Origin of the sequence: Mesorhizobium sp. M2E.F.Ca.ET.209.01.1.1, from assembly GCF_004010375.2 — a bacterium.
In the GTDB taxonomy this organism is placed as follows: Bacteria; Pseudomonadota; Alphaproteobacteria; order Rhizobiales; family Rhizobiaceae; genus Mesorhizobium.
Genome location: NZ_SADP02000028.1, coordinates 19397 through 43530, shown reverse-complemented (window position 1 = coordinate 43530; position 24134 = coordinate 19397). Strand labels below are relative to the sequence as shown.

19 protein-coding genes and 5 pseudogenes are annotated in these 24134 nt (G+C 59.3%); 18 read left to right on the top strand and 6 right to left on the bottom strand.

What is annotated here, in order from left to right:
* The first annotated feature begins 373 nt into the window (after positions 1-373).
* On the top strand, positions 374-739 hold the full coding sequence (locus EN852_RS42635; protein ID WP_245454714.1) for an extracellular solute-binding protein: 366 nt from the start codon (positions 374-376) through the stop codon (positions 737-739).
* Between the two features lie 464 nt (positions 740-1203).
* Here the strand turns inward: EN852_RS42635 and EN852_RS31435 are convergent, their stop codons facing one another.
* The 3 genes and pseudogenes from EN852_RS31435 to EN852_RS42630 form a co-directional block, all read right to left on the bottom strand.
* On the bottom strand, positions 1204-2658 hold the full coding sequence (locus EN852_RS31435; RefSeq protein WP_024504270.1) for a glutamate synthase subunit beta: 1455 nt from the start codon (positions 2656-2658) through the stop codon (positions 1204-1206).
* Positions 2659-2699: 41 nt separating this feature from the next.
* Positions 2700-2863 (bottom strand): annotated as a pseudogene (locus EN852_RS31430) (thioredoxin domain-containing protein); the annotation flags it as partial.
* A 275-nt stretch (positions 2864-3138) separates the two neighbouring features.
* Positions 3139-3324 (bottom strand): annotated as a pseudogene (locus EN852_RS42630) (pyridoxal-phosphate dependent enzyme); the annotation flags it as partial.
* Between EN852_RS42630 and EN852_RS31420 the strand changes: the two are divergent.
* Complete coding sequence (locus EN852_RS31420; protein WP_024504271.1) at positions 3239-4192, top strand: TauD/TfdA family dioxygenase; 954 nt, start codon at positions 3239-3241, stop codon at positions 4190-4192. The pseudogene EN852_RS42630 and the gene EN852_RS31420 sit on opposite strands and share 86 nt — an antisense overlap.
* Positions 4193-4786: 594 nt before the next feature.
* Here EN852_RS31420 and EN852_RS41095 read toward each other — a convergent pair.
* On the bottom strand, positions 4787-5056 hold the full coding sequence (locus EN852_RS41095; RefSeq protein WP_024504272.1) for a hypothetical protein: 270 nt from the start codon (positions 5054-5056) through the stop codon (positions 4787-4789).
* 993 nt (positions 5057-6049) lie between these two features.
* On the opposite strand from EN852_RS41095, the pseudogene EN852_RS31410 reads away from it, so the two are divergent.
* Positions 6050-6196, top strand: a pseudogene (locus tag EN852_RS31410) (multicopper oxidase domain-containing protein); the annotation flags it as partial.
* Positions 6197-6300: 104 nt separating this feature from the next.
* Here EN852_RS31410 and EN852_RS42625 read toward each other — a convergent pair.
* A pseudogene (locus EN852_RS42625) lies at positions 6301-6429 on the bottom strand (LysR family transcriptional regulator); the annotation flags it as partial.
* A gap of 370 nt (positions 6430-6799) precedes the next feature.
* On the opposite strand from EN852_RS42625, the gene EN852_RS31405 reads away from it, so the two are divergent.
* The 11 genes from EN852_RS31405 (at position 6800) to EN852_RS31355 (ending at position 18715) form a co-directional block, all read left to right on the top strand.
* On the top strand, positions 6800-7081 hold the full coding sequence (locus EN852_RS31405; RefSeq protein ID WP_029356603.1) for an acyl carrier protein: 282 nt from the start codon (positions 6800-6802) through the stop codon (positions 7079-7081).
* Entirely contained in the window at positions 7082-8290 is a 1209-nt protein-coding gene (locus EN852_RS31400) for a beta-ketoacyl-[acyl-carrier-protein] synthase family protein (RefSeq protein WP_126057631.1), read from the top strand.
* Between the two features lie 853 nt (positions 8291-9143).
* Complete coding sequence (locus EN852_RS31395) at positions 9144-9734, top strand: NodA family N-acyltransferase (protein WP_024505875.1); 591 nt, start codon at positions 9144-9146, stop codon at positions 9732-9734.
* The gene (gene nodB / locus EN852_RS31390; RefSeq protein WP_126057632.1) at positions 9731-10390 is read left to right on the top strand and encodes a chitooligosaccharide deacetylase NodB; all 660 of its coding nucleotides are present in this window, start codon (positions 9731-9733) and stop codon (positions 10388-10390) included. The genes EN852_RS31395 and nodB overlap by 4 nt, the downstream gene beginning before the upstream one ends.
* Positions 10391-10405: 15 nt before the next feature.
* Positions 10406-11731 carry a chitooligosaccharide synthase NodC gene (gene nodC, locus EN852_RS31385; protein WP_032899868.1) on the top strand — a complete coding sequence of 442 codons (1326 nt, stop codon included), beginning with the start codon at positions 10406-10408 and terminating at the stop codon, positions 11729-11731.
* Between the two features lie 260 nt (positions 11732-11991).
* On the top strand, positions 11992-12906 hold the full coding sequence (gene nodI / locus EN852_RS31380; protein ID WP_024505873.1) for a nodulation factor ABC transporter ATP-binding protein NodI: 915 nt from the start codon (positions 11992-11994) through the stop codon (positions 12904-12906).
* Between the two features lie 3 nt (positions 12907-12909).
* Entirely contained in the window at positions 12910-13698 is a 789-nt protein-coding gene (locus tag EN852_RS31375) for an ABC transporter permease (protein WP_029356621.1), read from the top strand.
* A gap of 289 nt (positions 13699-13987) precedes the next feature.
* On the top strand, positions 13988-14749 hold the full coding sequence (locus tag EN852_RS31370; protein ID WP_024505871.1) for a sulfotransferase: 762 nt from the start codon (positions 13988-13990) through the stop codon (positions 14747-14749).
* Between the two features lie 377 nt (positions 14750-15126).
* Positions 15127-16413 (top strand): dicarboxylate/amino acid:cation symporter, encoded by a 1287-nt coding sequence (locus EN852_RS31365; protein ID WP_126063813.1) that lies wholly within the window; start codon positions 15127-15129, stop codon positions 16411-16413.
* A 272-nt stretch (positions 16414-16685) separates the two neighbouring features.
* A complete protein-coding gene (locus EN852_RS31360) occupies positions 16686-17747 on the top strand; it encodes a LacI family DNA-binding transcriptional regulator (protein ID WP_024505889.1) in 1062 nt (353 codons plus the stop codon).
* Positions 17748-17911: 164 nt separating this feature from the next.
* Entirely contained in the window at positions 17912-18715 is an 804-nt protein-coding gene (locus EN852_RS31355; protein ID WP_024505888.1) for a TIM barrel protein, read from the top strand.
* 48 nt (positions 18716-18763) lie between these two features.
* On the opposite strand, the gene EN852_RS31350 is transcribed toward EN852_RS31355, so the two are convergent.
* Positions 18764-19681, bottom strand: coding sequence for a LysR family transcriptional regulator (locus EN852_RS31350; RefSeq protein WP_024505887.1), 918 nt, complete (start codon positions 19679-19681; stop codon positions 18764-18766).
* 701 nt (positions 19682-20382) lie between these two features.
* On the opposite strand from EN852_RS31350, the pseudogene EN852_RS43390 reads away from it, so the two are divergent.
* The 4 genes and pseudogenes from EN852_RS43390 to EN852_RS31335 all read left to right on the top strand — a co-directional run.
* Positions 20383-20757, top strand: a pseudogene (locus EN852_RS43390) (IS110 family transposase); the annotation flags it as partial.
* Positions 20758-20848: 91 nt separating this feature from the next.
* On the top strand, positions 20849-21373 hold the full coding sequence (locus EN852_RS43385) for a transposase (protein WP_245265439.1): 525 nt from the start codon (positions 20849-20851) through the stop codon (positions 21371-21373).
* 1218 nt (positions 21374-22591) lie between these two features.
* The gene (locus tag EN852_RS31340) at positions 22592-22873 is read left to right on the top strand and encodes an acyl carrier protein (RefSeq protein ID WP_126057635.1); all 282 of its coding nucleotides are present in this window, start codon (positions 22592-22594) and stop codon (positions 22871-22873) included.
* The gene (locus tag EN852_RS31335) at positions 22874-24082 is read left to right on the top strand and encodes a beta-ketoacyl-[acyl-carrier-protein] synthase family protein (RefSeq protein ID WP_126057631.1); all 1209 of its coding nucleotides are present in this window, start codon (positions 22874-22876) and stop codon (positions 24080-24082) included.
* Positions 24083-24134: the final 52 nt, after the last annotated feature.

Sequence of the window (24134 nt, the reverse complement as noted above, 5' to 3'; positions counted from 1 at the left end):
TGCTTTTGACTTGGCGTTTCTTGCCGTTTCGGCATCGCTCACTAATTCGGCCGCTGCCGACACCGTGAACTGGCGTCAATTCGAAGGGACCAGCATAACTTGGGCCTACGACATCCACCCCTATGCGGATGCTCTCGCTGCGCAACTTTCCGGAGTTCGAGAAGCTGACCCGGCATCAAGGTCACGCCGGAACTCTACCCAGACGATTCTTACTGGAACAAGATGACGATCCAACTGACGACGAAGTCGCCAGCATGGGATGTGTTCGGCACTGGCATTCAGCCCGCGTAGGACCTCGCTCCGAGTGGCGCCTGCTGGACAAATACCTGAGTGATCCGAAGCTTACCGATGCTGGATACGACTACATTCGGACATGATCAAGAAGTGCGCGGCTCCTTCCTTCGCCAATGATAACTGGAACCAGGTCGTGGACGGCATCTCGTCCGGCCGCACCGCGATGACGATCGACTCAAAAATGTTCGGCTTCTGGAACGATGTTGCGGGGAAGCCGGCATCCGGCAAGATCGCCTTCGCTCCGCCGCTGCACGCACCGAGCGCCACGAGCTTGGATTCTGACATCTGGATCTGGGCTCTCGCCATGAACGCGGCTTCCGAAAAGAAGGGCACGGCCTGGCTGTTCATCCCGTGGGCCACCTCCAAGCAGGTGGCGCTCAAGGGTGCCCTTGCTGGCCAGCTCGTCAATCCGCCGCGCACGTCGACCTGGCAGGACGATACCTAGACTAAGTACGCTTCGCAGCCCGAGTTCAACAACTTCGTTGACAGCTTCAAAAAGATACAGGATCAAGCCGCGCTGGCTTTCACACCGCGTGTCGGCTTCGGCGAAGCCATGAACGCATGGGCCGTGGCGATGCAGAAGATGGCAAACGGCGATGACGTCGAGACGACGTTGAGGGCGCTTGCCGAAGAAATCCGCACTGGCCTCTGATCAAAAGGAACAGGGCAGTACTATTGCACTGCCCTGTTCCCGCCAACGGCGGAGATCACGCCGTGTCACCCCAAGCACTTAAACCCAGCGCTGCTTCGCCCGGCCGCGCCGACGATTTTTCTTGGCCGCCAAGGCGGCAGCCTGCGGCCGGGGCCACAACCGAAACGACCACGGCGATCAGTCCGTAAGCTGCCCGGGGCAGCGGAAGGGCGGAAAGCGCCTTCAGGTGGCCGCACAAGTAGGGTCTCGAGACGGACTCAGCGCGGCAGCACGCTCGATCCCATCAGCGCCTCATCGATGGCGCGCGCCGCCTGGCGGCCCTCGCGGATCGCCCAGACGACCAGCGACTGGCCGCGCCGCACGTCGCCCGCCGCATAGAGCTTTTCGACGCTGGTCCTGTAGTCCCGGTCATTGGCCTCGACATTCTTCGAGCGGCGGCTGTCAATGGCGATCTTCATCTGGCCGGCCAGTTCCGACACCGGCCCGCGAGCGGCTGGCCCGGCAAAGCCGATGGCGATGAACGCGAGATCGGCACGAATGACGAATTCGCTGCCGGCGATCGGCTTGCGCTTTTCGTCGACCTCGCAGCATTTGACCCCGGTCAGCTGGCCGTCTTCGCCGATGAACTCGAGCGTCGCCACCTGAAACTCGCGCTCGGCGCCTTCGGCCTGCGAGGACGAGGTGCGCATCTTGGTCGCCCAGTAGGGCCAGACCGAAAGCTTGTCTTCCTTTTCCGGCGGCTGCGGACGGATGTCGAGCTGGGTGACGCGGACCGCGCCCTGGCGGAAGGCGGTGCCGACGCAGTCGGACGCGGTATCGCCGCCGCCGACGACGACCACATGCTGGCCGCCGGCGAGGATCGGATGCGACGGCCACGCCACCGACTGGATCGGTTCGCCGCCGACACGCCTGTTCTGCTGCACCAGATAGGGCATCGCGTCATGCACGCCGCCGAGATCGTCGCCGGGAATGCCGGCCGCGCGCGGCGTTTCGGAACCGCCGCAATAAAGCACCGCGTCATGTTCGGCGAGCAGCTCGGCAACCGGCTTGTCGACGCCGACATTGACGCCGCAATGGAAGGTGACGCCCTCGCCCTGCATCTGCTCGATGCGCCGGTCGATATAGTGCTTCTCGATCTTGAAGTCGGGAATGCCGTAACGCATCAGCCCGCCGGGCCGGCTCTCGCGCTCATAGACATGGACGTCGTGGCCGGCGCGGCCGAGCTGCTGGGCAGCCGACATGCCGGCCGGGCCGGAGCCGATGACGGCGACGCGCTTGCCGGTCTTCTTCTCCGGCGGATAGGGCCTGATATGGCCGGTCTCGTAAGCCTTGTCGGCGATCGCCTGCTCGACCGTCTTGATGGCGACGGGAATGTCCTCGAGGTTCAGCGTGCAGGCTTCCTCGCAAGGTGCGGGGCAGATGCGGCCGGTGAATTCCGGGAAATTGTTGGTCGAATGCAGGTTGCGGATCGCATTGTCCCAGTCGCCATTGTAGACGAGGTCGTTCCAGTCCGGGATCTGGTTGTGGATGGGACAGCCCGTTGGCCCGTGGCAGAACGGAATGCCGCAATCCATGCAGCGCGCGGCCTGTTTCTCGACCTCCTTGTCCGACATCGGCAGCGTGAATTCACGGAAATGCCGGATGCGGTCGGAGGCCGGCTGGTACTTGTGCACCTGCCGGTCGATTTCGAGAAAGCCTGTTACCTTGCCCATAGTCCAGCTCCTGCTGTCCAGATGGCGCGCCTGGCGACGCCCTGCAGCTGGATCAGATGGGGCATCCCGTCCACACATGGGCCGCACCAAGTTGCCCAAAATTCGACTATGTACACTTGCCGGGCTCAAAGCTCGTGAGGGGCTCGCCATGCAGCCAGTTCTCGACTCTAATCGAAGGAGCCGGGGACTCCATCTGCAATACCACGTTGCGGTCCAAAGCTATTTCCAAAGGTTTCTGCACGAGCTGGTTTCCTCTCAGAGACGGCACACGGGTTCAGGGAGGAGCGCATCGCTCGTCTTGCCCCATTAAGTGCAGTCACAGTCACTCAGTCTCAAAAGCCATGCCAACGCGCTCAGCGCGCAGTTAGCGCCCATTGCTTCGAAAAACCTCGTCAGTGCCCAGATGTTGGTTGTAATGAACCTGACATTTGTCTGACGCTGTCAGCTTTTGGACACGCGATCACGCGCTTCGTGCCGCCAGGCCAGGCCGAGCCCTGTGTTGCCAGCGGTCGCTTCGATGATTGTACCGCCCGGCGCGAGCTGGCCACGCTGTTCGGCATTAACGATCATCGACAACGCAATGCGATCCTTGATCGATCCGCCGGGATTTTGGCTTTCGAGCTTGACGAAGAGAATTCCTGACTCCGACGTTGTACCGCTGACCAGCCGTGTTGGAGCTGAAATCAGAGGAGTTCGCCTTGGTGGAGACCTTTCGGACGCAGCGATAGCAGCCATCAACCAGCTTCTTCTAAAACACAAGGTGATCTTCTTCCGCGGCCAGGAGCATCTCGACGATGCGGAGCAGGAATTGTTCGCGCGGCGTCTGGGTAACCTTGTACCTCATCCCACGCAGGGGCCGGCAGCCGGCACGGCCTCAATCCTCAATCTCGATTCCGGCCGTGGCGGTGGCAGGGCAGACCAGTGGCATACCGATGTGACTTTCGTCGATGCCTATCCGAAATTCTCGGTCCTACGTGGCGTCGTCATTCCGGCGGCGGGGGGCGACACGATCTGGTCCAACACGCACGCCGCGTACGAGAATCTGCCGGCGCCGCTCAAAATATTGGCGGACAATCTGTGGGCTATTCATAGCAATGCCTACGACTACGCAGCCGTGCGCCCGCGCGCCACAGCCGAAGAGAAGAAGCACTTCGAGGAAGTTTTCACATCGACGATCTACGAGACCGAGCATCCGGTCGTGCGCGTCCATCCGGAAACCGGGGAGAAGTCGCTGCTGCTCGGCAATTTCGTGCAGCGCCTCGTCGGCCTTTCCAAGAGCGATTCCGCCAAACTCTACGAGGTGTTCCAGTCCTACGTCACTGCCCCGGAAAATACCGTGCGGTGGCGCTGGCAAGTAGGCGACGTCGCTATCTGGGACAACCGTGCTAACCAGCATTATGCGGTCAACGACTATGGCGACCAGCACCGGGTTGTGCGTCGCGCTACGGTTGACGGTGACGTTCCGATCGGCGTCGACGGTCGCCGCAGTATAACCCATGTCAAGGCAGCCAAGCCGGCGGCGAAGGCAGCCTGACCGTCTGAACAGGGTAAAGATGAAAACTTCGTATCGCCGCGGCCATATCGCGCTGCTTAACCGCCCCACAAAGCCTTATGATTTCCGAGAAGCAAGGCGAGTTGCGGGCTCGAGGCTTGGCCCGAAATCGAGGTCCTGCAGCGTGGCGCATGGCTCGAGTCGCTGCTCGTGGCCCCGCTGCAGCGGTACAGGTCCCCCACCGCCCCACCATCTCGCCCGCCCTGCACCTCGGATAGCGATCATTCACCGTTTGTTCATTATGATAGCGCACGATCATAACTGGACATGCTGGTAGCTCGTACATGCCTGAAGGCCCTGCGCGCCGACCCAGCGCCGGGGCCTTTTTACTTCCGCAAAATCGATTCCAGCAACGCGGGCACTTCGCAGGATGTCGGAATCCCGCGCTTGCGATGATACGCCGTACAGCGAATTGCGCGAGTCAAACGAATTTGGGTTTCTCAAATATAGAATCGTCGATACCGATCCTGATGGATCGAGCCTCGACGACGAAGTCAACCATCTTCAAACGGAATTATTCAACATTGCCGAGAGCTCCCGGTGTGCCGTCGAAGCCGACATTGGGGAGGTCAGCGGTCACCAACGATCATGGTGATCGCCAGCATCTTTCGTATTCACATAACCGTCGGCCTTGTACTTTCCCGAGGCCATGACATGAGTGGGTCTTCCAAGCACCGATTTGGCCCGGTAGGATTTGCAGGGGGCGCGGACAAGCGGATGAACAAACGGAATGATGCCGGAAAACTGCGCGCGCCTGCTGGGATTTAGCCGACCGTCGATAGGAACATAGCCCTGGTCGACGGCTTTCTGAAGGGCAAGAGTTTCGCCGACCTGGCTCAGGAACATGGCTTGTCGACAACGAGGGTGCGCCAAATCATCGAGAAGGCCGATCGGCTCGTGGGCGGCGCATTCAGACCAAGACTGAAACGTCCAACGCCTCGCCTCGGTCCGATTTCATGGTCGACTATCCCTATGTGTGCAAATGGCCGAGAAGCACCGGCTGGGTAGCGTCACGCCGCATCATTCTTTGCGGAGCTGGAGCGCGCGGGATCGCTGGAGCGGCTGGTGAAAGCGGTTGCCGGGGCGCACAACACGTGAGCTGGCGCCTCGTGTGGCAAAAGGAGAGGGCGAGAGCCCATGGCCTGCAATGAAGCGATCAAGCATTGCGATCGTGGAACCAAGCTAGTCGACCATCCGGACCGCGGCCTTCAATGCCAGCTCGCCTTGGAATCGGCCTTCCAGGAATTGGCTGAGCGCGCAGCGGAATCCGGCTGGACCGAGGAGATAGCCACGCGCTCCTCGAACTCGCCGGCGCGCGCCTCAGGAGCGACTCCGCCAATGACAGACTGAGAGGACGATTAATCGTGCCAGGGCAACGAGAGAGCGGCAGGTTCAAGAAGCTTCGCCTGAACCGATAGGAACGTCGCTGCGCCAATAAAATTGGCGGTGAAGGCTGACCGCGGCCGAGTCGGGCAAGCGAGCGAAGTGCTGAAATAAGGGCGTGAGAATCCAAGACATCGTTTGTAGAGAGCATCGAGCTTCGCGAGATTGTGGTACAGGATCGACCGCAGGTGTTCTCGCAGCGCTCGCAGAACCCGGGATTCTTCCGCGGCACCCGCCAAGGCGAAGAACGGTCAGAGTTGCACGATAACGTTTAAAAGCGAGCCTTCCTCCGAAAGTCTGCGCGCGCAGTTCCACGGTCCGATGCGCTTTCATAGCTATTCCAATCGCCGCGCCCATCCTCTCCCGGATCAGGTCCAGCGGGTCTGCAGTGCATGCGCCCCCAAAGTGGACGCCATTGGGCCGGGTGAACCGGGCTCGATTGCGCGCCGAAGGCCCGTTCCAGGCCCGGAAATCCGGGTCCGTCAGGGCGAGCGCGTGCGGGTCGAGGTAGAGAACGGCCTTGCCGAGAAAACGACCGTGCACTGGCATCGCGTGCGTGTGCCACATGCCATGGATGGCGTGCCTCACCTCACGCAGAAGCCCGCGAAAAGGCAACGGAAGATCTAGCATTTATGGGGGAAATGTTTTTTCGGAGTGCTTGACCCGCAGGAAGGGCAGGGCATGACTGCCTATCGCCCGACCCGGCCGGCCGCACTCATGACCGGCTGGGCTCGGTTAATCCTGCATGCCGCGCCCATGAGGTTGCGCTCTGTCGGGAGTGCGTCGAGCACAACGACGAGATGTAGTTCACGATCTTTGAAACGCGTGTCAACCATCCAAAGTGTGGATGCCTTTCATCGAAACAAACGATTTCATCAATGTTCTGGAATCCTGCATGGGCAGAACAGAAACCGCCCGAAAGGAGATTTTTCATGCGCTCTACCGGGCAGTGGAGTGCTGGGAAAGGGAGTTGCAACTGACCGGGTCCGACTTCTTCCGAGTCTATGGACAGACTGGGAGACGCGCACGGTGTAGCGGCTCACATCGTCATACTGCACCTACGCCACACACCGGCCGGACCTGATCCGGCTTTATGAGCATTGGGCTTTGTCAGTTGCCCAAGCGTGATGGCTTTCGCGACGCGGCGCGCCTCAGGAACTGAGCCGCGTCCAGGTCGAAACGCGGGAAAGAAAGACAGGAAACAGAATGGCCGATCAATTCGCAACGGACGTCATTGCCCTGATCAAGAAACGCGCCGAGTCGGAGAGCGGTGAGGGAATGCCTGCGTCATTCGTCGGCGAGATAACAATCGCCACGGAACTGGACGCGCTCGGGTTTGATTCGCTGGGTTTGGCGGACGTCCTCTGGGATGTGGAGCAGGCCTACGGCATCAAGATCGACATGAACACGGCCGATGCCTGGTCCAATCTCAAGAATGTCGGCGACGTCGTGGAAGCCGTCCGCGGCTTGCTTGCGAAGGAGGCTTGAATGGACAGGCGCGTCGTTATCACCGGAGTGGGCGGCCTGTGCGGACTGGGCACCGACGCCGCCTCTATGTGGAAAGAGATGCGCGAAGGCCGCTCCGCCATCGGCCCGATCGCCAATTCCGAGCTTCATGACCTGGAGGGCATGACCGGCGCTGAGATCAAGGCGCTGCCCCAGCACGACATCAACCGGGGGCATCTCATCTCCATGGACCGCTTCAGCTTGCTCGCCGTGCTTGCAGCGCGCGAAGCCATGCGGCAGGCCGGACTTTCCTGGGACGAGGGGAATGCCCATCGCTTCGGCGCGACAGTGGGCGTCGGATTTACCGGTTCATACGCAACAGAACAAACTTACCGCTCACTGCTTTTGGGTAGCGCAATCCGTGCTGAACTCTTCACTGGAGTAAAGGTGATGCCCAGCGCCGCTTCCGTCCATCTTAGCTTGAGCCTCGGCTTGCGCGGGCCGGTCTTCGGGGTGACCTCCGCATGTGCCTCGGCCAACCATGCGATCGCCTCGGCGGTGGACCAGATCAAGCTGGGCCGGGCCGACGTAATGGTTTCCGGAGGCAGCGACGCACCCTTCGCATGGGGCGTGCTGAAAGCATGGGAAGCAATGCGCGTGCTTTCACCCGATACCTGCCGGCCCTTCTCCGCCGATAGGAAGGGCCTGGTGCTGGGCGAGGGTGCGGGCATGGCCGTGCTGGAAAGCTACGAGCATGCCACGAGGCGTGGTGCCACAATTCTTGCCGAGATCGCCGGCGTCGGCCTTTCCGCCGACGCCTTCCACATTGCCGCGCCATCTGTCGAGGGGCCAGCGTCGGCGATGCGCGCCTGCCTTGCCGATGCCGGGCTGAATGCCGAGGACGTCGACTACCTCAACGCGCACGGCACCGGTACCAAAAGCAATGATCAGACTGAAACGGCGGCGATCAAGCGTGTGTTTGGAAACCACGCTTATTTGATGTCCATCTCTTCCACCAAGTCCACGCACGCGCATTGCCTCGGCGCAGCGAGCGCGCTTGAAATGATCGCCTGCGTGATGGCAATCCAAGAGGACGTCGTGCCGCCGACCGCCAACTATCGCGAGCCAGATCCCGCTTGCGACCTCGACATCACACCCAATGTGCCGCGCGAGCGCAAGGTGCGCGTCGCCATGAGCAACGCCTTCGCCATGGGCGGTACGAACGCAGTTCTGGCATTCAGGCAGGTGTAGAAGCCATGCAAGACGCCTCATTTGAGGTCACCTGTCGTATCTAGCTGCTTGCCGGACCACTATGTGAAGCGAGCGCTATTGGCTGCCTCTGCGATGCGGGAATTGGCAGCGGACGTCTCACGATCAAACAGGCATCTGCTTGTAGAATTCTTTTAATCGTGAAGCGGCGCGAGTGCGCTATCCGTTGAGGTGAGCAAGGCCGGCGCCCTGGGTGAGCGCTGGTGTCGGGTGGTGGAAAGTACAGGGGGAGCTGTGTGGCCCCCTCTTTCTCGGCCTCGACGATGTGCGAAGGAGCCTGTGCGGCGAACGGGCCGACGCCCCAGGCTCAGAACCTGGGCGAACCTAACTCCCGCCAAAGGACAGCCCAGAGCTGGATACACGAAAGAGATACTGAACCCGCGAATCAGATTCTGATCAATCGTCGTGTCTGAGCTCCGCTCGGCTCTTACGGAGATAATCGCGCGGCCCGGCAACGGCCGCGCGTGCCGCGGGCGTGAGCTTTGCGCTTCGTCAGAAGTGCCTCGAGCGTGACGACGATAATTGACCAGCCATATGGAACGCATTCGCCCAGTTATCCAAAGCGTGGATACCTTTCATCTAAACAAAGGATTTTACCGTTTTTGCTGCAGGTCCCATAGAGGCGCTTCAAGTTGGAAAGATAGGTAGTTCCCATGGTTGCGTTGGATCCGAGGAGCATCATCTGGTGTGCGGGGCGCACAAAGTCAGTCGCATCTGCATTACGGCTTGGTCTTTCGGCGGTCTCCACAAGTTACGCCCCGTTGGTGCGATGCCAATTATTTAACCAATGCTTGGACATTTATCTCAACCAGACAGCTCCAAGGTGAGGTCTTCCATGCGCCCGAATGTCGATTGGAAGTTGTGCTGGGAAAATGAGCTGCAACTGGCCGACCATGTCGAACTCTCCGACTTTTTTCGAAAGACCTATGGACGGACTGGCGCCTTCAACGCGGAGCCATTCGAAGGCGGCCGCAGTTGGGCCGGCGCGAGGCCGGAATTCCGCGCAATCGGCTACGACGCGCATGGGGTAGCGGCTCACATCGGCATGCTGCGGCGCTTCATCAAAGTTGGCGAGGTCGACTTGATCGTCGCTGAATTGGGCCTGTACGCGGTTCGTCCGGATCTTGAAGGGCTCGGAATCGGTTTTTCGATGCGCGTGGCGTACCCAGTGCTCCATCAGTTGGGTGTTCCATTCGCTTTCGGCACGGTTCGGCACGCGCTGCGAAACCATGTCGAAAGATTCTGCAGAGCCGGCCTCGCGAACATTGTGTCGGGCGTTCGCGTACGATCGACCCGTCCAGATGTGCATCCCGACCTGCCGCCCACGCGCCTGGAAGACGTACTCGTGTTGGTTTCGCCGATCGGACGCTCGATGGACGAGTGGCCGTCCGGTACCCTGATCGACCGGAACGGTCCGGAACTATGAAGCCTCTGGACTACATATGCGAAGGGCAGAGTGACAATGCCGATGGCACTGCAGAGCGCAGCGTCTATCTGACGTTTGACGATGGTCCCAATTCATTTTTCACACCGCAGATACTCAATGTGCTGGCGCAACATCAGGTGACGGCGACCTTCTTCGTTGTTGGGGCCTACGCGGCCGACGAGCCGGAACTCGTTCGCCGAATTATTACAGACGGGCACGGTATAGCCAACCACACGATGACTCATCCGGACCTGGCCAAATGCGGGTCCGTCGAAGTCGACTGCCAGATAGTTGAGGCAAACAGAGTCATAGGGATGGCTTGCCCGCAGGCCATGGTTCGGTACTTTCGTGCACCGTATGGCATCTGGACCGAAGAAGTAATCGCTGCATCAGCGGGTGCGGCATTGGCGCCCGTCCATTGGTCCATTGATCCACGCGACTGGTCTCGCCCCGGCGTTGACGCCATCGTCGACAGAGTGCTCGCCGATATCCGGCCGGGCGCAATCGTGCTGTTGCACGACGGGTGCGCTCCCGACGAATTGCAACCAGGCAATCAAGCCAGTCTGCGCGACCAGACGGTGACAGCGTTGTCACGCCTAATTCCAGAATTGCACGGCCGCGGATTTGTAATCCGATCACTTCCTCAACACCCCTGAACAAACAGAGATCCTATGGACCTTCTCACCACAGCCAGTACTGTTGCCGTTTCGTCTTATGCGGTGCTCTCGACTGTTTACAGAGGCATGCAAGCGGTCTACTCCCAACCGGAAAATGTTACGCCGCCGTCGGAAAGCTTGTTCGGATCCGACCGTTGGCCGAGCGTGGATGTCATTATCCCCTGCTACAATGAGGACCCGCGCACACTCGCGGCGTGTTTAGCTTCCATTGCAAATCAAGATTACGCCGGAACATTTCAGGTCTATCTGGTTGACGACGGTTCTGGAAATCGTAATGCCGTCATCCCGGTACATCACGCCTACGAGGGCGACCCGAGATTCAATTTCATTCTGCTCCGCGAGAATGTTGGCAAACGCAAGGCGCAGATCGCCGCCATCCGCCGCTCATCTGGAGATTTCGTGCTCAGCGTCGACTCTGACACGACACTTGCGTCCGACGTCATCACAAAGCTTGCAGTAAAAATGCGGGATTCCATGGTCGGAGCGGCCATGGGCCAGCTGACGGCATACAACCGCAGCGACACTTGGTTGACCCGATTGATCGATATGGAATACTGGCTGGCTTGCAATGAGGAGCGCGCGGCGCAAGGTCGCTTTGGTGCGGTCATGTGCTGCTGCGGCCCATGTGCAATGTACCGCCGGTCTTGTCTCCTTTCTCTGCTGGATCAATACGAGACGCAGCTGTTCAGGGGGAAACCAAGCGACTTCGGTGAAGACCGTCATCTTACGATCCTCATGCTGAAAGCAGGCTTTCGAACCGAGTACGTTCCAGGTGCCGTCGCGGCGACAGTCGTTCCGGACAAGATGGGACCTTATTTGCGCCAACAACTCCGCTGGGCACGAAGCACCTTCCGGGACACGATGCTTGCGCGAGGTCTACTGCGTGGCCTGGATCGCTATCTAACTTTGGATGTGATGGGAGAGAATCTCGGCCCATTGTTGCTCGGCATCGCGGTAGTAACGGCGCTCGGTGAGCTACTATTTTCACATACAGTAAATTGGTGGACGGTGCTGGCTATTGTCACGATGACCATAATCAGATCTACGGTGTTATCTTTCCGCACTCGGCAGCTTCGATTCATCGGCTATTCAATGCACGCGTTAATCAGGATATTCCTGTTGATCCCCTTGAAGGCTTACGCCCTGTGTACATTGAGCAATAGCGATTGGCTGTCGCGTAAAAGTGTTCCCCTGCCCAACAGGAGCACAAAGGAAATCACAAGCGCGATGCCGCTTGCCGGAGCAAATGCTGCGGGCAATTCTGGAATTGCGGAGTCACTTCATACTGCAGATCTTTCGCTCACAGCTGGTGAAGTCTGACGGCCTTGCAGCGCCGAGTGACCGAGTAAGTTGTGTCAGTCGACACGGGGTGAAGCTTTCGAGTTACCTATGGTCAGAACGGGAACTATCTGGAAGCGACACGTGGCATCTTGACGTTATTCTTTGGCGGAAGCGATACACGCGTCGCTCCGGCCGCGACTTTCCAAAGGTGCCATCTCAAGGCGGTGGCCTGCTCTGAACCAGAATTCGCAAGTAAGCTGCCGGTGGCCAATCGGACTCATTCCGCTTGAGATAGACGCATGTCCAATGTAGCAATCGACCTTACCGGCGTAACCAAATTATTCGGAAACAAGCTCGTTGTGGACGGGCTGTCCTTCACCGTTGCATCGGGAGAGTGCTTCGGTCTGCTGGGGCCGAACGGCGCAGGCAAGAGCACGATTGCGCGTATGCTCCTCGGTATGACCCGGCCTGACGCGGGTGATATAACAGTCCTCGGTCTACCAGTGCCGGCACGCAGCCGCTTGGCCCGCAAGGGCATAGGCGTGGTCCCGCAGTTCGACAATCTCGACCTGGAATTTACGGTACGCGAGAACCTGTTGGTGTTCGGGCGCTACTTCGGCATGAGTACAAGAGAGATCAACGCCGTCATCCCACGGCTCCTCGAGTTCGCTCGCCTTGAGAGCAAGGCGGATTCACGTGTCGGCCTGCTATCCGGCGGGATGAAGCGGCGCCTGACGCTGGCACGTGCTCTGATCAACGACCCCCAGTTGCTTGTGATGGATGAGCCCACGACCGGCCTCGACCCGCATGCCCGCCATCTGATCTGGGAGCGACTTCGTTTCCTGCTGGCGAGCGGAAAAACGATCATTTTGACCACCCATTTCATGGAAGAGGCTGAGCGGCTTTGTGATCGGCTGTGTGTTCTCGAGCGGGGACGCAAGATCGCCGAGGGCAGTCCTCATGCGCTGATCGACGAGTACATTGGGTGCAACGTGATCGAGATCTTCGGCGGCAATCCACAGGAGCTGATTTCGCTGATCAGACCGTACGTTCAGCGTGTCGAGGTAAGCGGCGAGACGCTCTTTTGCTATGCGCCTGAGCCGGAGGATGTGCGCATCCAGCTTCGCGGTCGAGCGGGTCTGCGTATTCTAGAGCGTCCACCCAGTCTGGAGGACGTTTTCTTGAGGTTAACCGGACGTGAGATGGAGAAGTGAGCAATGGGTGAACGTTTTGCGGCCGCTCTACCCGCCAACGCCTGGAACTGGATCGCGGTGTGGCGCCGCAATCATCTGGCATGGAAGAAGGTGGCATTTGCTTCAATGCTCGGCACCCTTGCTGATCCGATGATTTACCTTTTCGGGCTCGGCACTGGCCTTGGACTGTTGGTAGGCCGCATCGAAGGTGCATCCTACATCGCCTTTCTGGCAGCCGGCATGGTTGCGACGAGCGCGATGACAGCATCAACCTTCGAAACAATTTACGCGGTTTTCGGTCGAATGCGCGATCAGGGCACTTGGGAAGCAATCCTGCACACACAACTTACCCTCGGCGACATCGTTCTCGGTGAATTGACCTGGGCAGCCACAAAGGCCTTTCTGGCCGGTACGACAATTGCGATTGTTGCCGCCGCGCTAGGTTATGCCGCGTGGACGTCGGTTCTCTACGTGCTGCCGGTCATCGCTCTCACCGGGTTCGCCTTTGCGAGCCTGGCCATGCTCGTCATCGCGCTCGCGCCCAGTTATCACTATTTTATTTTCTATCAGACGCTTGTCATCACACCCATGCTGTTCCTTTCGGGCGCGGTTTTTCCAGTCGGCCAATTGCCAGGAGTGTTTCAGCAGATTGCGGCCTTCTCGCCGCTGGCGAATTCTATCGATCTAATCCGTCCGGTGATGCTCGGCCGCCTGGGCGACAATGTAGGGCTGCATATAGGCGCACTTTGCATGTTCGCTGTATTGCCTTTTTTTCTGTCGGCTGGACTGTTTCATCGACGACTAATGCGTTGACGCTTACCTACGCCCATCAACGAGAAGGAGGTCCGCAATGCCGGATTGCAAACTGCCCCCAGCGGCCCGGAGGCATGCGTGTGCCAGGAATCGCGAGTGGTACAACAACGCCGAAGCCGGGCGCCACCCAGCCGCTGCAGGCACGCGCCCATCTTCGCGACCACACCTCGGAGTACAGGCTGGGTGGTGAGGCGCGCGGACCCACCCGGAGCGTTCAAGCGATAGCAGCCAAGCTTCTTGTGCGCGTCCCCAGACCGTCGCGGCCATTATTTAGTTGGATACACATGCAATGACCCACAACGAACCAACTCCTGAGCCTTTTGTGATCCTTGCTATGCCAAGGACCGGAACACACTATTTAGAAGAATTGCTAAACGAGCATCCGACCGTTCTGAGTAACGGTGAGTTGCTAAACGAATATGATCCCAATTGGCCCAGCACGGATCGCCTGCTAGGCACGGATCGCGAGCTTCTTGAGCTTGCCTATGTGCGCTGCCCTATGCGCGACTACAAGAATGTGACGCATCTTGGCTGCAAGATCAATGAACCTCAGTTTCGCGAGCGTCCAGCATTCTTTGCGGAATTAGCTCGTTGGCCAGCACTCAAGGTCATCCTCGTTGTTCGCCGAAACGTATTGGAATCGCTCCGATCCTTTGTGCAGGCCAGGGAAAGCGGTCAGTGGCTGAAGTTCAGCTCGGACAACGATACCGCTCGGCCACCGAGCGTCAGGTTGTCAATCGCCGACTGTGAGGCTTATTTCAAAGCCGCCGACGATTTTCACGCTCGCGTTATGGACTCCTTCACGTCGACCAACCTGCTTGTAATGGAATACGAGAGCCTACTTCACGAACCTGCCCAATGCTTGGGAGCGGTTTGGGATTTCCTGGGCGTTCCAGCGCTTGAGCCATCAGATAACGCCATCTTGCAGCGCCAGGAAACGCGACCGCTTGATCAAACGGTGGAGAACTTTGACGAGTTGCGGATTCACTTCGCACGCGGACCTTATTCAAGATTTTTTGACCTCGGAGATTCAATGCGCTCCTACGCTTAATCGCTTGTACCGCGTGCTCTGATGGGCGTGTAGGATATCCTGCAGTTTGCGCGCATTCCGTTCCAAAACTGACAAACCAAAGTCACCAAGGCAACCGGCAGTCGATCTGCGGCGAACATCAAAGGGCACGGGCGCAAGGCGACCTGGTCAATTCCCTCTCTGATGAAGCACTTCCTCAGACGCGATCTTTGGCGAGCCTCGAGTGCAGAATTCCGGCAAGGTGGAGGGTTCCAGTGCGCAACTGCACCAATCTCGCTGGACGGGACAGGCGTCCAGTTGGCACGGCGCTTGCTCCGAGATGACAGCAGCGCTCGACCGGAGCGCAGCATGGGAGAAGGAGGAGCCCCCACCCCGATCCGGTCAGGGAGAGAGAAACGATGTTGGTTCCAAGAGTCCCCCGCGCGATCGCAGCGCCCCGCAAGCGCCATTTTGCCCGGACCTACGTGCAGGTACTTGCCGCCATGGTCCTTGGAGCCGCAATTGGCTACCTCTATCCGGAAACCGGCCAAAGCCTGAAGCCGCTCGGCGATGCCTTCATCAAAGTCATCAAGATGATTATCGCACCTGTCATCTTCCTGACAATTGCGACCGGCATTGCCGGCATGAGCGATCTGCAGAAGGTCGGCCGAGTTGCCGCCAAGGCGATGGTTTATTTCCTTACCTTCTCGACGCTTGCACTCGTTGTCGGGCTGATTGTCGCGAATATCGTTCAGCCTGGCGCCGGCCTCAACATCGATCCGGCCTCGCTCGATGTCGAAGCCGTTAAGGGCTATGTGGCCACGGCTCACGAGCAGTCCGTGACCAGCTTCCTGATGAACATCATCCCGTCAACGATTGCCAGTGCCTTCGCGGAAGGCGACATCCTGCAAGTCTTGTTCTTCTCGGTCTTGTTCGGCATTGCTCTGGCGATGACCGGAGAGACGAGCAGGCCGGTCGTTACCTTTCTCCAGGCGCTCACCGCCCCCATTTTTAAGCTCGTCGGCATTCTGATGAAGGCTGCACCCATCGGCGCCTTCGGCGCTATGGCCTTTACGATCGGCAAATACGGAATCGGTTCGGTGGCCAACCTCGCGATACTGGTCGCGACGTTCTATCTGACCGCCTTCCTCTTCGTGTTCGGGGTTCTCGGCGTGGTCTGCCGCTGCAACGGCTTCTCGATCTTTTCTCTTGTCCGCTACATCAAGGACGAGCTGCTGCTTGTCCTGGCAACGTCCTCCTCGGAGGCCGCGCTGCCCTCGCTCATGGAGAAGATGGAGAAGGCCGGCGCCGCGCGTTCGGTCGTAAGTCTCGTCATCCCTACTGGATACTCATTCAATCTGGACGGCACCAATATCTACATGACGATCGCCGCCCTCTTCATCGCGCAGGCGACGAACACAGATTTGTCAATTGCCGATCAGATCCTCCTGCTGCTAATTGCGATGCTTTCCTCGAAGGGTGCGGCAGGCGTCACCGGCGCCGGCTTCATCACATTGGCCGCTACTCTGTCTGTCGTGCCGAGTGTTCCCGTTGCCGGAATGGCTCTAATTCTTGGCGTGGACCGCTTCATGTCGGAATGCCGCGCGCTGACGAATTTAGTCGGTAATGCGGTGGCATCGCTCGTTGTCGCTCGCTGGGAAGGCGAATTGGACCAGTCCCGGATGGAAGCCGCTTTCCGCGGTTAGGGTTACATCAAACGGGCTCCCCGCAAGCAAGCAATAGCGCGACGTGTAAGTCACGGCCTTCACAGCAGTCGAATTGCCGGCCTCCAAAGAGCGCTGGAAATAGTGTACTAACGCGGAGAGTAATACAACACCATGAAGCCCCTAAGCAAACGAACGGTTCACGGAAACTCATCTGGGTCCGCATGGAGCGCTGTTCGTCGAATGCGTTATCAACCGTGGGGTGTGGTAACTATTTCAGCTTGCCGCCCCAAGCCGTCGCGGGATCGCACCGGATGACGGAGGACCGGCCGATCAGAATCGCTAGGGGAAAGCGCGTCACAATTGCCGATCTCGCCCGCGAAGCCGGAGTCAGCGTAGCAACAGTCGATCGGGTTCTGAACGTCCGCCTTCCGGTGCGAGAGGAGACCGCCCAGCGGGTCCATGCGGCCGCGCACGCGATCGGCTATCATGCTGCCGGTCTCATCAAACAGCGCTTGCAGCAGCACCTGCCGCACTACAAGCTGGGCTTCATCTTGAGAAAACCTGCCCACGATTTTTACCAAGATTTCGCTCGCAATATTGAAGAGTCGGTCAGTATGGCTAAATCCTTCCACGGCCTTCCGATCATCGAGTTCGCGCAGTCACATTTGCCGCGTGACCTGCTCCCGCTTCTTAAGGACCTTGGAAGCCGCTGCCAGGCGATCGCCATGGTGGCGGCCGATCACCCGAAAATCACAGCATCAGTCGAGGAGCTCAAGGCGAAAGGTATCCCGGTATTTTCGCTGTTATCCGACTTCGCCGATGGCGTGCGCGAGGGCTACATCGGCCTCAACAACAGCAAGGTCGGACGGACTGCCGCTTGGGTGTTTTCCAAGGCCGCAAAACGGCCCGGCAAGGTGGCGGTGTTTGTCGGAAGCCATCGCTTCCAGGCGCATGCGACGCGGGAAACGGCCTTTCGTGCCTATTTTCGTGAGAACGCGCCCAAATTCGAGGTGCTTGATCCGCTCGTGAACCTTGATGAACGGCAGCTCACTTACGAAAAATTGCTGGATCTTATGCAGCGGGAACCAGAGCTCGTCGGCTTCTATATGGCCGGCGGGGGTATAGAGGGAGCAATTTCCGCGCTCCGAGAAGAGGGGAGCGGTCAGGATCTCGTCGCGATCGTGAGTGAAATGACGCCGCAGTCACGTGGGGCGCTTGCGGATGACATCTTGACGATGGCGGTCGGCACGCCAATGCGCCGACTTTGCCAGGAGCTGATAATGGCAATGGAGCGGGCCATCAAAGCCGGCGTCGCGGAGAGCCCGGGGCAGACATTTCTGCCGTTCGACATTTATCTTCCGGAAAATATTTGACCTTGATGGATTTCTATCATGAGCGCCCATTTTCCTTTCACCGATGAAAGGAAAGCTCGATTGACTCGGCCGTCTCTGTCCGATCTGTGAACCGGCGTGGTTCCGTCTTGAAAGAAGCCGGATGCCGAAATGGCAGCCGCGCTTCATGGAAGGAAAGTCAAGCAATGCGCCAGGTATCGCCCCGCTTTGCACTCGATCACATGGCGGCGCCCCGCCTTGACGTCAGTGCGCTTTTCGCGCTTGCCCGTGACCAAGGCCTGACCGACGTCCAAATCCGTTACCCTCATTTCAGCAATCCTGTCGCACGCGGCATTCCGGCTGCGGACGTTCGGTTTGCCGCTACCGAAGCGGGCGTCACGATCATCTCTGTCAACGCCTTGCAGCGGTTCAACGACTGGACTCCAACGCGTCAGGCCGAGGCAAGCAACCTCGCCGATTATGCGACGGCGTGCGGGGCAGAGACGCTCGTGTTGGTGCCGGCCAACCGCAGCTCGTGGCCCACCAATAGCGAGCGCCAGGACAATCTTCGTTTCGCTCTAAACGAGATCAAGCCAATCCTCCAGTCGCGGGGTCTGATCGGTCTCATCGAGCCGCTGGGTTTCCGAACCTGCTCGCTTCGATCAAAGAAGGAAGCGGCCGAGGCCGTTGCCGCGGTTGATGGCCAGTCCGTCTTTCGCCTCGTGCACGACACGTTCCACCACACCCTGGCCGGGGAGACATGCCTGTTCTGCGAGCTTACCGGCCTGGTGCACATTTCAAGCGTAAACGACCCGACCTTCTGGATTTACCCCGATCGCTTTCTTGCAGGTTCCGACAATGGCAGCCAGATTCAGGCGCTGCTGGATGGCGGCTACGCGGGACCTTTCTCGTTCGAGCTGATCGAGGAAGTCCATTCTCTGGACGATCTCGCAGGCGCACTTGCCGCCAGCATCGACTTTATCCGGCGAGGGCTATTGTCGTCAAAGTAGATGGTGACAGGTGTAGTGACTATAGGTGCGCCTGAATTTTCCGAGGGTTCACAGCGGGGCAGCCATCCGAGATGCCTCCTGTATCATTATCTCCCGCATCCAGATGCTTGCCGGATCGCTATTGTGGAGGGCCGGCCATTGGAGGGTCTCGGTGAATGTGGGAAATGGCAGCGGAAGTTCGATAACCCGCAGGGGGAACGTTTTTTCGAAATGCCTGACCAGCCGTAAGGGCATGGTCGCTATACGAGCTGTGCCGGACACCATAGGTGGAATCATGCTGAAGCCCTGCACGGCGACCTCGACACGTCTCTTAAGGCCATGCTCAAGCAAAAACCATTCCTCGATAGACGGCTTCATCGTACGCCCGAACCTGACCGCGACGTGCCTCATCGACATGTATCTCTCGAATGTAAGCTGCTGTGGCAGCTGCTTGTTTGTGGGACAGCCTACGCACACGAGCTTCTCGTCAAACAGCGCAATGCTTGAATGCACACTCGACGTGAACATATCCGGTAGAATTAGAAAATCGACGTCACCGCGCCGGAGAAGCTCATCGGGGCTATCGTCGACAGGCAGCAGTTCGAAGCTGACGGCGGGGGCTTCCCGTGAAATACGCTCCACAAGCTTTTCGAAAAACACGAGCGTGACGAAATCGGAAAGAATGATCCTGAAGAGGCGATCGGCTCGAGCTGGGTCAAACGGATCCGAAGAAATAATCGAGCACTGGATGTGCTGGAGAGCGTCGCGAACTGCGGGGGCAAATGCTGCCGCACGCGGGGTTAGAAATCGTTCGCGACCTCTTATCGTAAACAGTTCATCGCGGAAATAATCGCGCAGTCGGGCGACGGCCGCACTCATGGCGGGCTGACTCAGGTTGATCCTGCGTGCCGCCGCCGAGAGATTACGCTCCGTCAGGAGTGCGTCGAGCACAACGAGGAGATTTAGATCAAGTCCTTTGAAACGCATGTCATCAGCCATCCATGGGATGGATGCCTTTAACCGAAACAAACGACTTTAACAATTTAGCATTCTTGCAATCTTTTGTCGCAAAAAGTTTATGATGGATGACGTTAAGGTCCGACATATGAGCCGCGTGATCTGCCGAAGCGAGCAATCGTTCGTACTGTGCAGGTCAGAGATTGGCAGTTTGAAACGCCGGGCCGATGGCGCCGGGCTATCAACCAGCGTCTTCGGCGGCCCCGACCTAGCTGGGCGTGGAATCTAATAGGGTGCACCTTTCCAGTCCGAGGCGACTGATGGGCGGTTTGATCCTAAGCTGCCGTGAGGCCTGTGCCAATTGTATCGGCGAGCCAATGCAGCAGTCCGGCAGCGTTTTTGAGAGCTGTTGTAGGCTCGGCCTAAGCCCATTGGCGCAAGCCTATCTGAACGAAGCGCTTGGCCTTGCCGCTATCCGGTATGTGATCTGTGGTGTCTTCTCGTCCTGCTGTTCTTGTTTTGGAACGCCCTTATGGTGAGCCCATCCGGGACGTGGGGCACCGGGAGCACAAAGGTGCAGGCAGGCCGTCAATAGACCGTGGGCTGAGAGCCCGAGCTCGTTACATGGCCGCCCCTGGCGACTTTCCCGGATGCGCTGCGAGCGCGGATCAGTAGATGTCGTGTTGCCCGCCAGCTCCCGTCTTTGACCGAGCCAAGAAGGAGGAACGGGCATGCTTATCATCGGACTGGATATTCACCGCGCCTTCGCCGAAGCAGTGGCATGGGAGGAGGGCAGGCTCAGGCGACTCGGCCGCGTCGACATGCGGCGCGATCTGCTGGCGGCGTTCGCCGCGAAGCTGTCGCCGAACGATGTCGGGGTGATCGAGGCCACCGGCAGCGCGACGTCCGCTGCAGCTGTGATTGCGCCGCATGTGAAGAAGGTGGGGATCGCCAAGCCGAAACAGGTGTTTATCGTTGCCTATGCCAAGATCAAAACGACGATCGACGCCGACGTTCTTGCGCAGCTCTATGCCAGCGGCTTCTTGCCAGAAGTCTGGATTGCGGACGAGCCGACGCAGGCTCTGCGTCGACAGGTGACACGGCGCAATCAGATTGTCCGACAGAGATCTCGATTGAAGAGCGTCATCCAGTCGATCCTTCATAGCCACCTGATCCGTCCTGCCCGCATGCCGACCTGTGCGGCGCCAAGGGTCGGACCTGGTAATCGAGCAGGTCGTACCGCAGGACGAGCGCCTCGCGATCGATGGGCATCTGCGCGAGTTCGACCGATTGGGCGAAGACCTCCAGGTCATCGAACGCGATCTTGTCCGCTCGGCTCTCGAGGATGAAGGCGTGAAGCGGCTGATGACCATTCCCGGCGTCGACATCACCGTCGCGCTGGCGATGAAGGGCGGCGATCGGCGACGTGTCGCGCTTCGACGATCCGCAGAAGCTCGTGACCTATCTCGGGTTGAACCCAAGCGTCCAGCAGTCCGGCCAGGTCCGGCCTACCATGGGCGGATCACCAAGCAGGGCCGTGGTCATGCGCGCGGCATGCTCGTCGAGGCGGCCTGGGCGGCCGCTCGTGCTCCCGGACCGTTGCGAGCCTTCTCCCTGCGGCGTGCGAGCCCGGCGCGGACAGCATGTCGCGGCCGTGGCAACCGCACGCAAACTCTCTGTCGTGATCTGTCATCTGTTGAGAAGGGCGAGAGTTACGCGTAGGCTCGACCCTCCCTGCATGCCAAGAAGCTTGCGCGATGTGGAACTCAAGGCCGGGAGCAAGGCTGTGCGCGGCCAAAAGGGAGCGCACGCCTACAACATAAAGAGCCACCGGGAAGAAGAGCGCCGCTGGGTGGAGCAGGCCGAGGGCGCCTATGCACGCCTCGTCGCCGGTTGGAACCCACGAGGTCCGAAGAGGGTAGGCACGGATGCCGCAAACCGGGCGCCCAGCTTGGCATAAGGGCTACGTGGCCTCAGGAAGCGTCGTCGCCAATGCAGACCATGGACGAATTCCCAGCCGATGCCGAGATGCCGGTCGACCGTGCCTGTCGCCGTCCGGTGATGCGATGCCCCCGAGCGGATGAGTTCGCCCCGGATGCTCCCGGTCACGACGCACGGGTTCGGGTTCCAAGGCGCTCAGTTTTGTTCGCGCCCAATCGGTGTAGGACGCGGCAGAAAATACGAGCGTGACGAAATCGGGAAGAATGATCCTGAAGCGGCGATTCGGTAGAGCCGGGTCAAACTATCCGACGAAATAAACGAGCACTGGATGGGCGGGAGAGCGTCGCGAACTGGAGGGCAAGAGCTCCCGGACGCAGCGTTAAGTTTGAATACCTCCGCGGACATGGTCGCGAGCTTATCGCGCAAATAATCGAGCAGCCGAGCGCCGGCCGCACTCATGACCGGCTGGGCTCGGTTAATCCTGCATGCCGCGCCCATGAGGTTGCGCTCTGTCGGGAGTGCGTCGAGCACAACGACGAGATGTAGTTCACGATCTTTGAAACGCGTGGTCAACTATCCAAAGTGTGGATGCCTTTCATCGAAACAAACGATTTCATCAATGTTCTGGAATCCTGCATGGGCAGAAGCACCTGACGCACACCGATGCCCCCACTGCCTCATGGCGTGGCGAGCGTCTTAAGAAACCGCCCGAAAGGAGATTTTTCATGCGCTCTACCGGGCAGTGGAGTGCTGGGAAAGGGAGTTGCAACTGACCGGGTCCGACTTCTTCCGAGCCTATGGACAGACTGGGAGACGCGCACGGTGTAGCGGCTCACATCGTCATACTGCACCTACGCCACACACCGGCCGGACCTGATCCGGCTTTATGAGCATTGGGCTTTGTCAGTTGCCCAAGCGTGATGGCTTTCGCGACGCGGCGCGCCTCAGGAACTGAGCCGCGTCCAGGTCGAAACGCGGGAAAGAAAGACAGGAAACAGAATGGCCGATCAATTCGCAACGGACGTCATTGCCCTGATCAAGAAACGCGCCGAGTCGGAGAGCGGTGAGGGAATGCCTACGTCATTCGTCGGCGAGATAACAATCGCCACGGAACTGGACGCGCTCGGGTTTGATTCGCTGGGTTTGGCGGACGTCCTCTGGGATGTGGAGCAGGCCTACGGCATCAAGATCGACATGAACACGGCCGATGCCTGGTCCAATCTCAAGAATGTCGGCGACGTCGTGGAAGCCGTCCGCGGCTTGCTTGCGAAGGAGGCTTGAATGGACAGGCGCGTCGTTATCACCGGAGTGGGCGGCCTGTGCGGACTGGGCACCGACGCCGCCTCTATGTGGAAAGAGATGCGCGAAGGCCGCTCCGCCATCGGCCCGATCGCCAATTCCGAGCTTCATGACCTGGAGGGCATGACCGGCGCTGAGATCAAGGCGCTGCCCCAGCACGACATCAACCGGGGGCATCTCATCTCCATGGACCGCTTCAGCTTGCTCGCCGTGCTTGCAGCGCGCGAAGCCATGCGGCAGGCCGGACTTTCCTGGGACGAGGGGAATGCCCATCGCTTCGGCGCGACAGTGGGCGTCGGATTTACCGGTTCATACGCAACAGAACAAACTTACCGCTCACTGCTTTTGGGTAGCGCAATCCGTGCTGAACTCTTCACTGGAGTAAAGGTGATGCCCAGCGCCGCTTCCGTCCATCTTAGCTTGAGCCTCGGCTTGCGCGGGCCGGTCTTCGGGGTGACCTCCGCATGTGCCTCGGCCAACCATGCGATCGCCTCGGCGGTGGACCAGATCAAGCTGGGCCGGGCCGACGTAATGGTTTCCGGAGGCAGCGACGCACCCTTCGCATGGGGCGTGCTGAAAGCATGGGAAGCAATGCGCGTGCTTTCACCCGATACCTGCCGGCCCTTCTCCGCCGATAGGAAGGGCCTGGTGCTGGGCGAGGGTGCGGGCATGGCCGTGCTGGAAAGCTACGAGCATGCCACGAGGCGTGGTGCCACAATTCTTGCCGAGATCGCCGGCGTCGGCCTTTCCGCCGATGCCTTCCACATTGCCGCGCCATCTGTCGAGGGGCCAGCGTCGGCGATGCGCGCCTGCCTTGCCGATGCCGGGCTGAATGCCGAGGACGTCGACTACCTCAACGCGCACGGCACCGGTACCAAAAGCAATGATCAGACTGAAACGGCTGCGATCAAGCGTGTGTTTGGAAACCACGCTTATTTGATGTCCATCTCTTCCACCAAGTCCACGCACGCGCATTGCCTCGGCGCAGCGAGCGCGCTTGAAATGATCGCCTGCGTGATGGCAATCCAAGAGGACGTCGTGCCGCCGACCGCCAACTATCGCGAGCCAGATCCCGCTTGCGACCTCGACATCACACCCAATGTGCCGCGCGAGCGCAAGGTGCGCGTCGCCATGAGCAACGCCTTCGCCATGGGCGGTACGAACGCAGTTCTGGCATTCAGGCAGGTGTAGAAGCCATGCAAGACGCCTCATTTGAGGTCACCTGTCGTATCTAGCTGCTTGA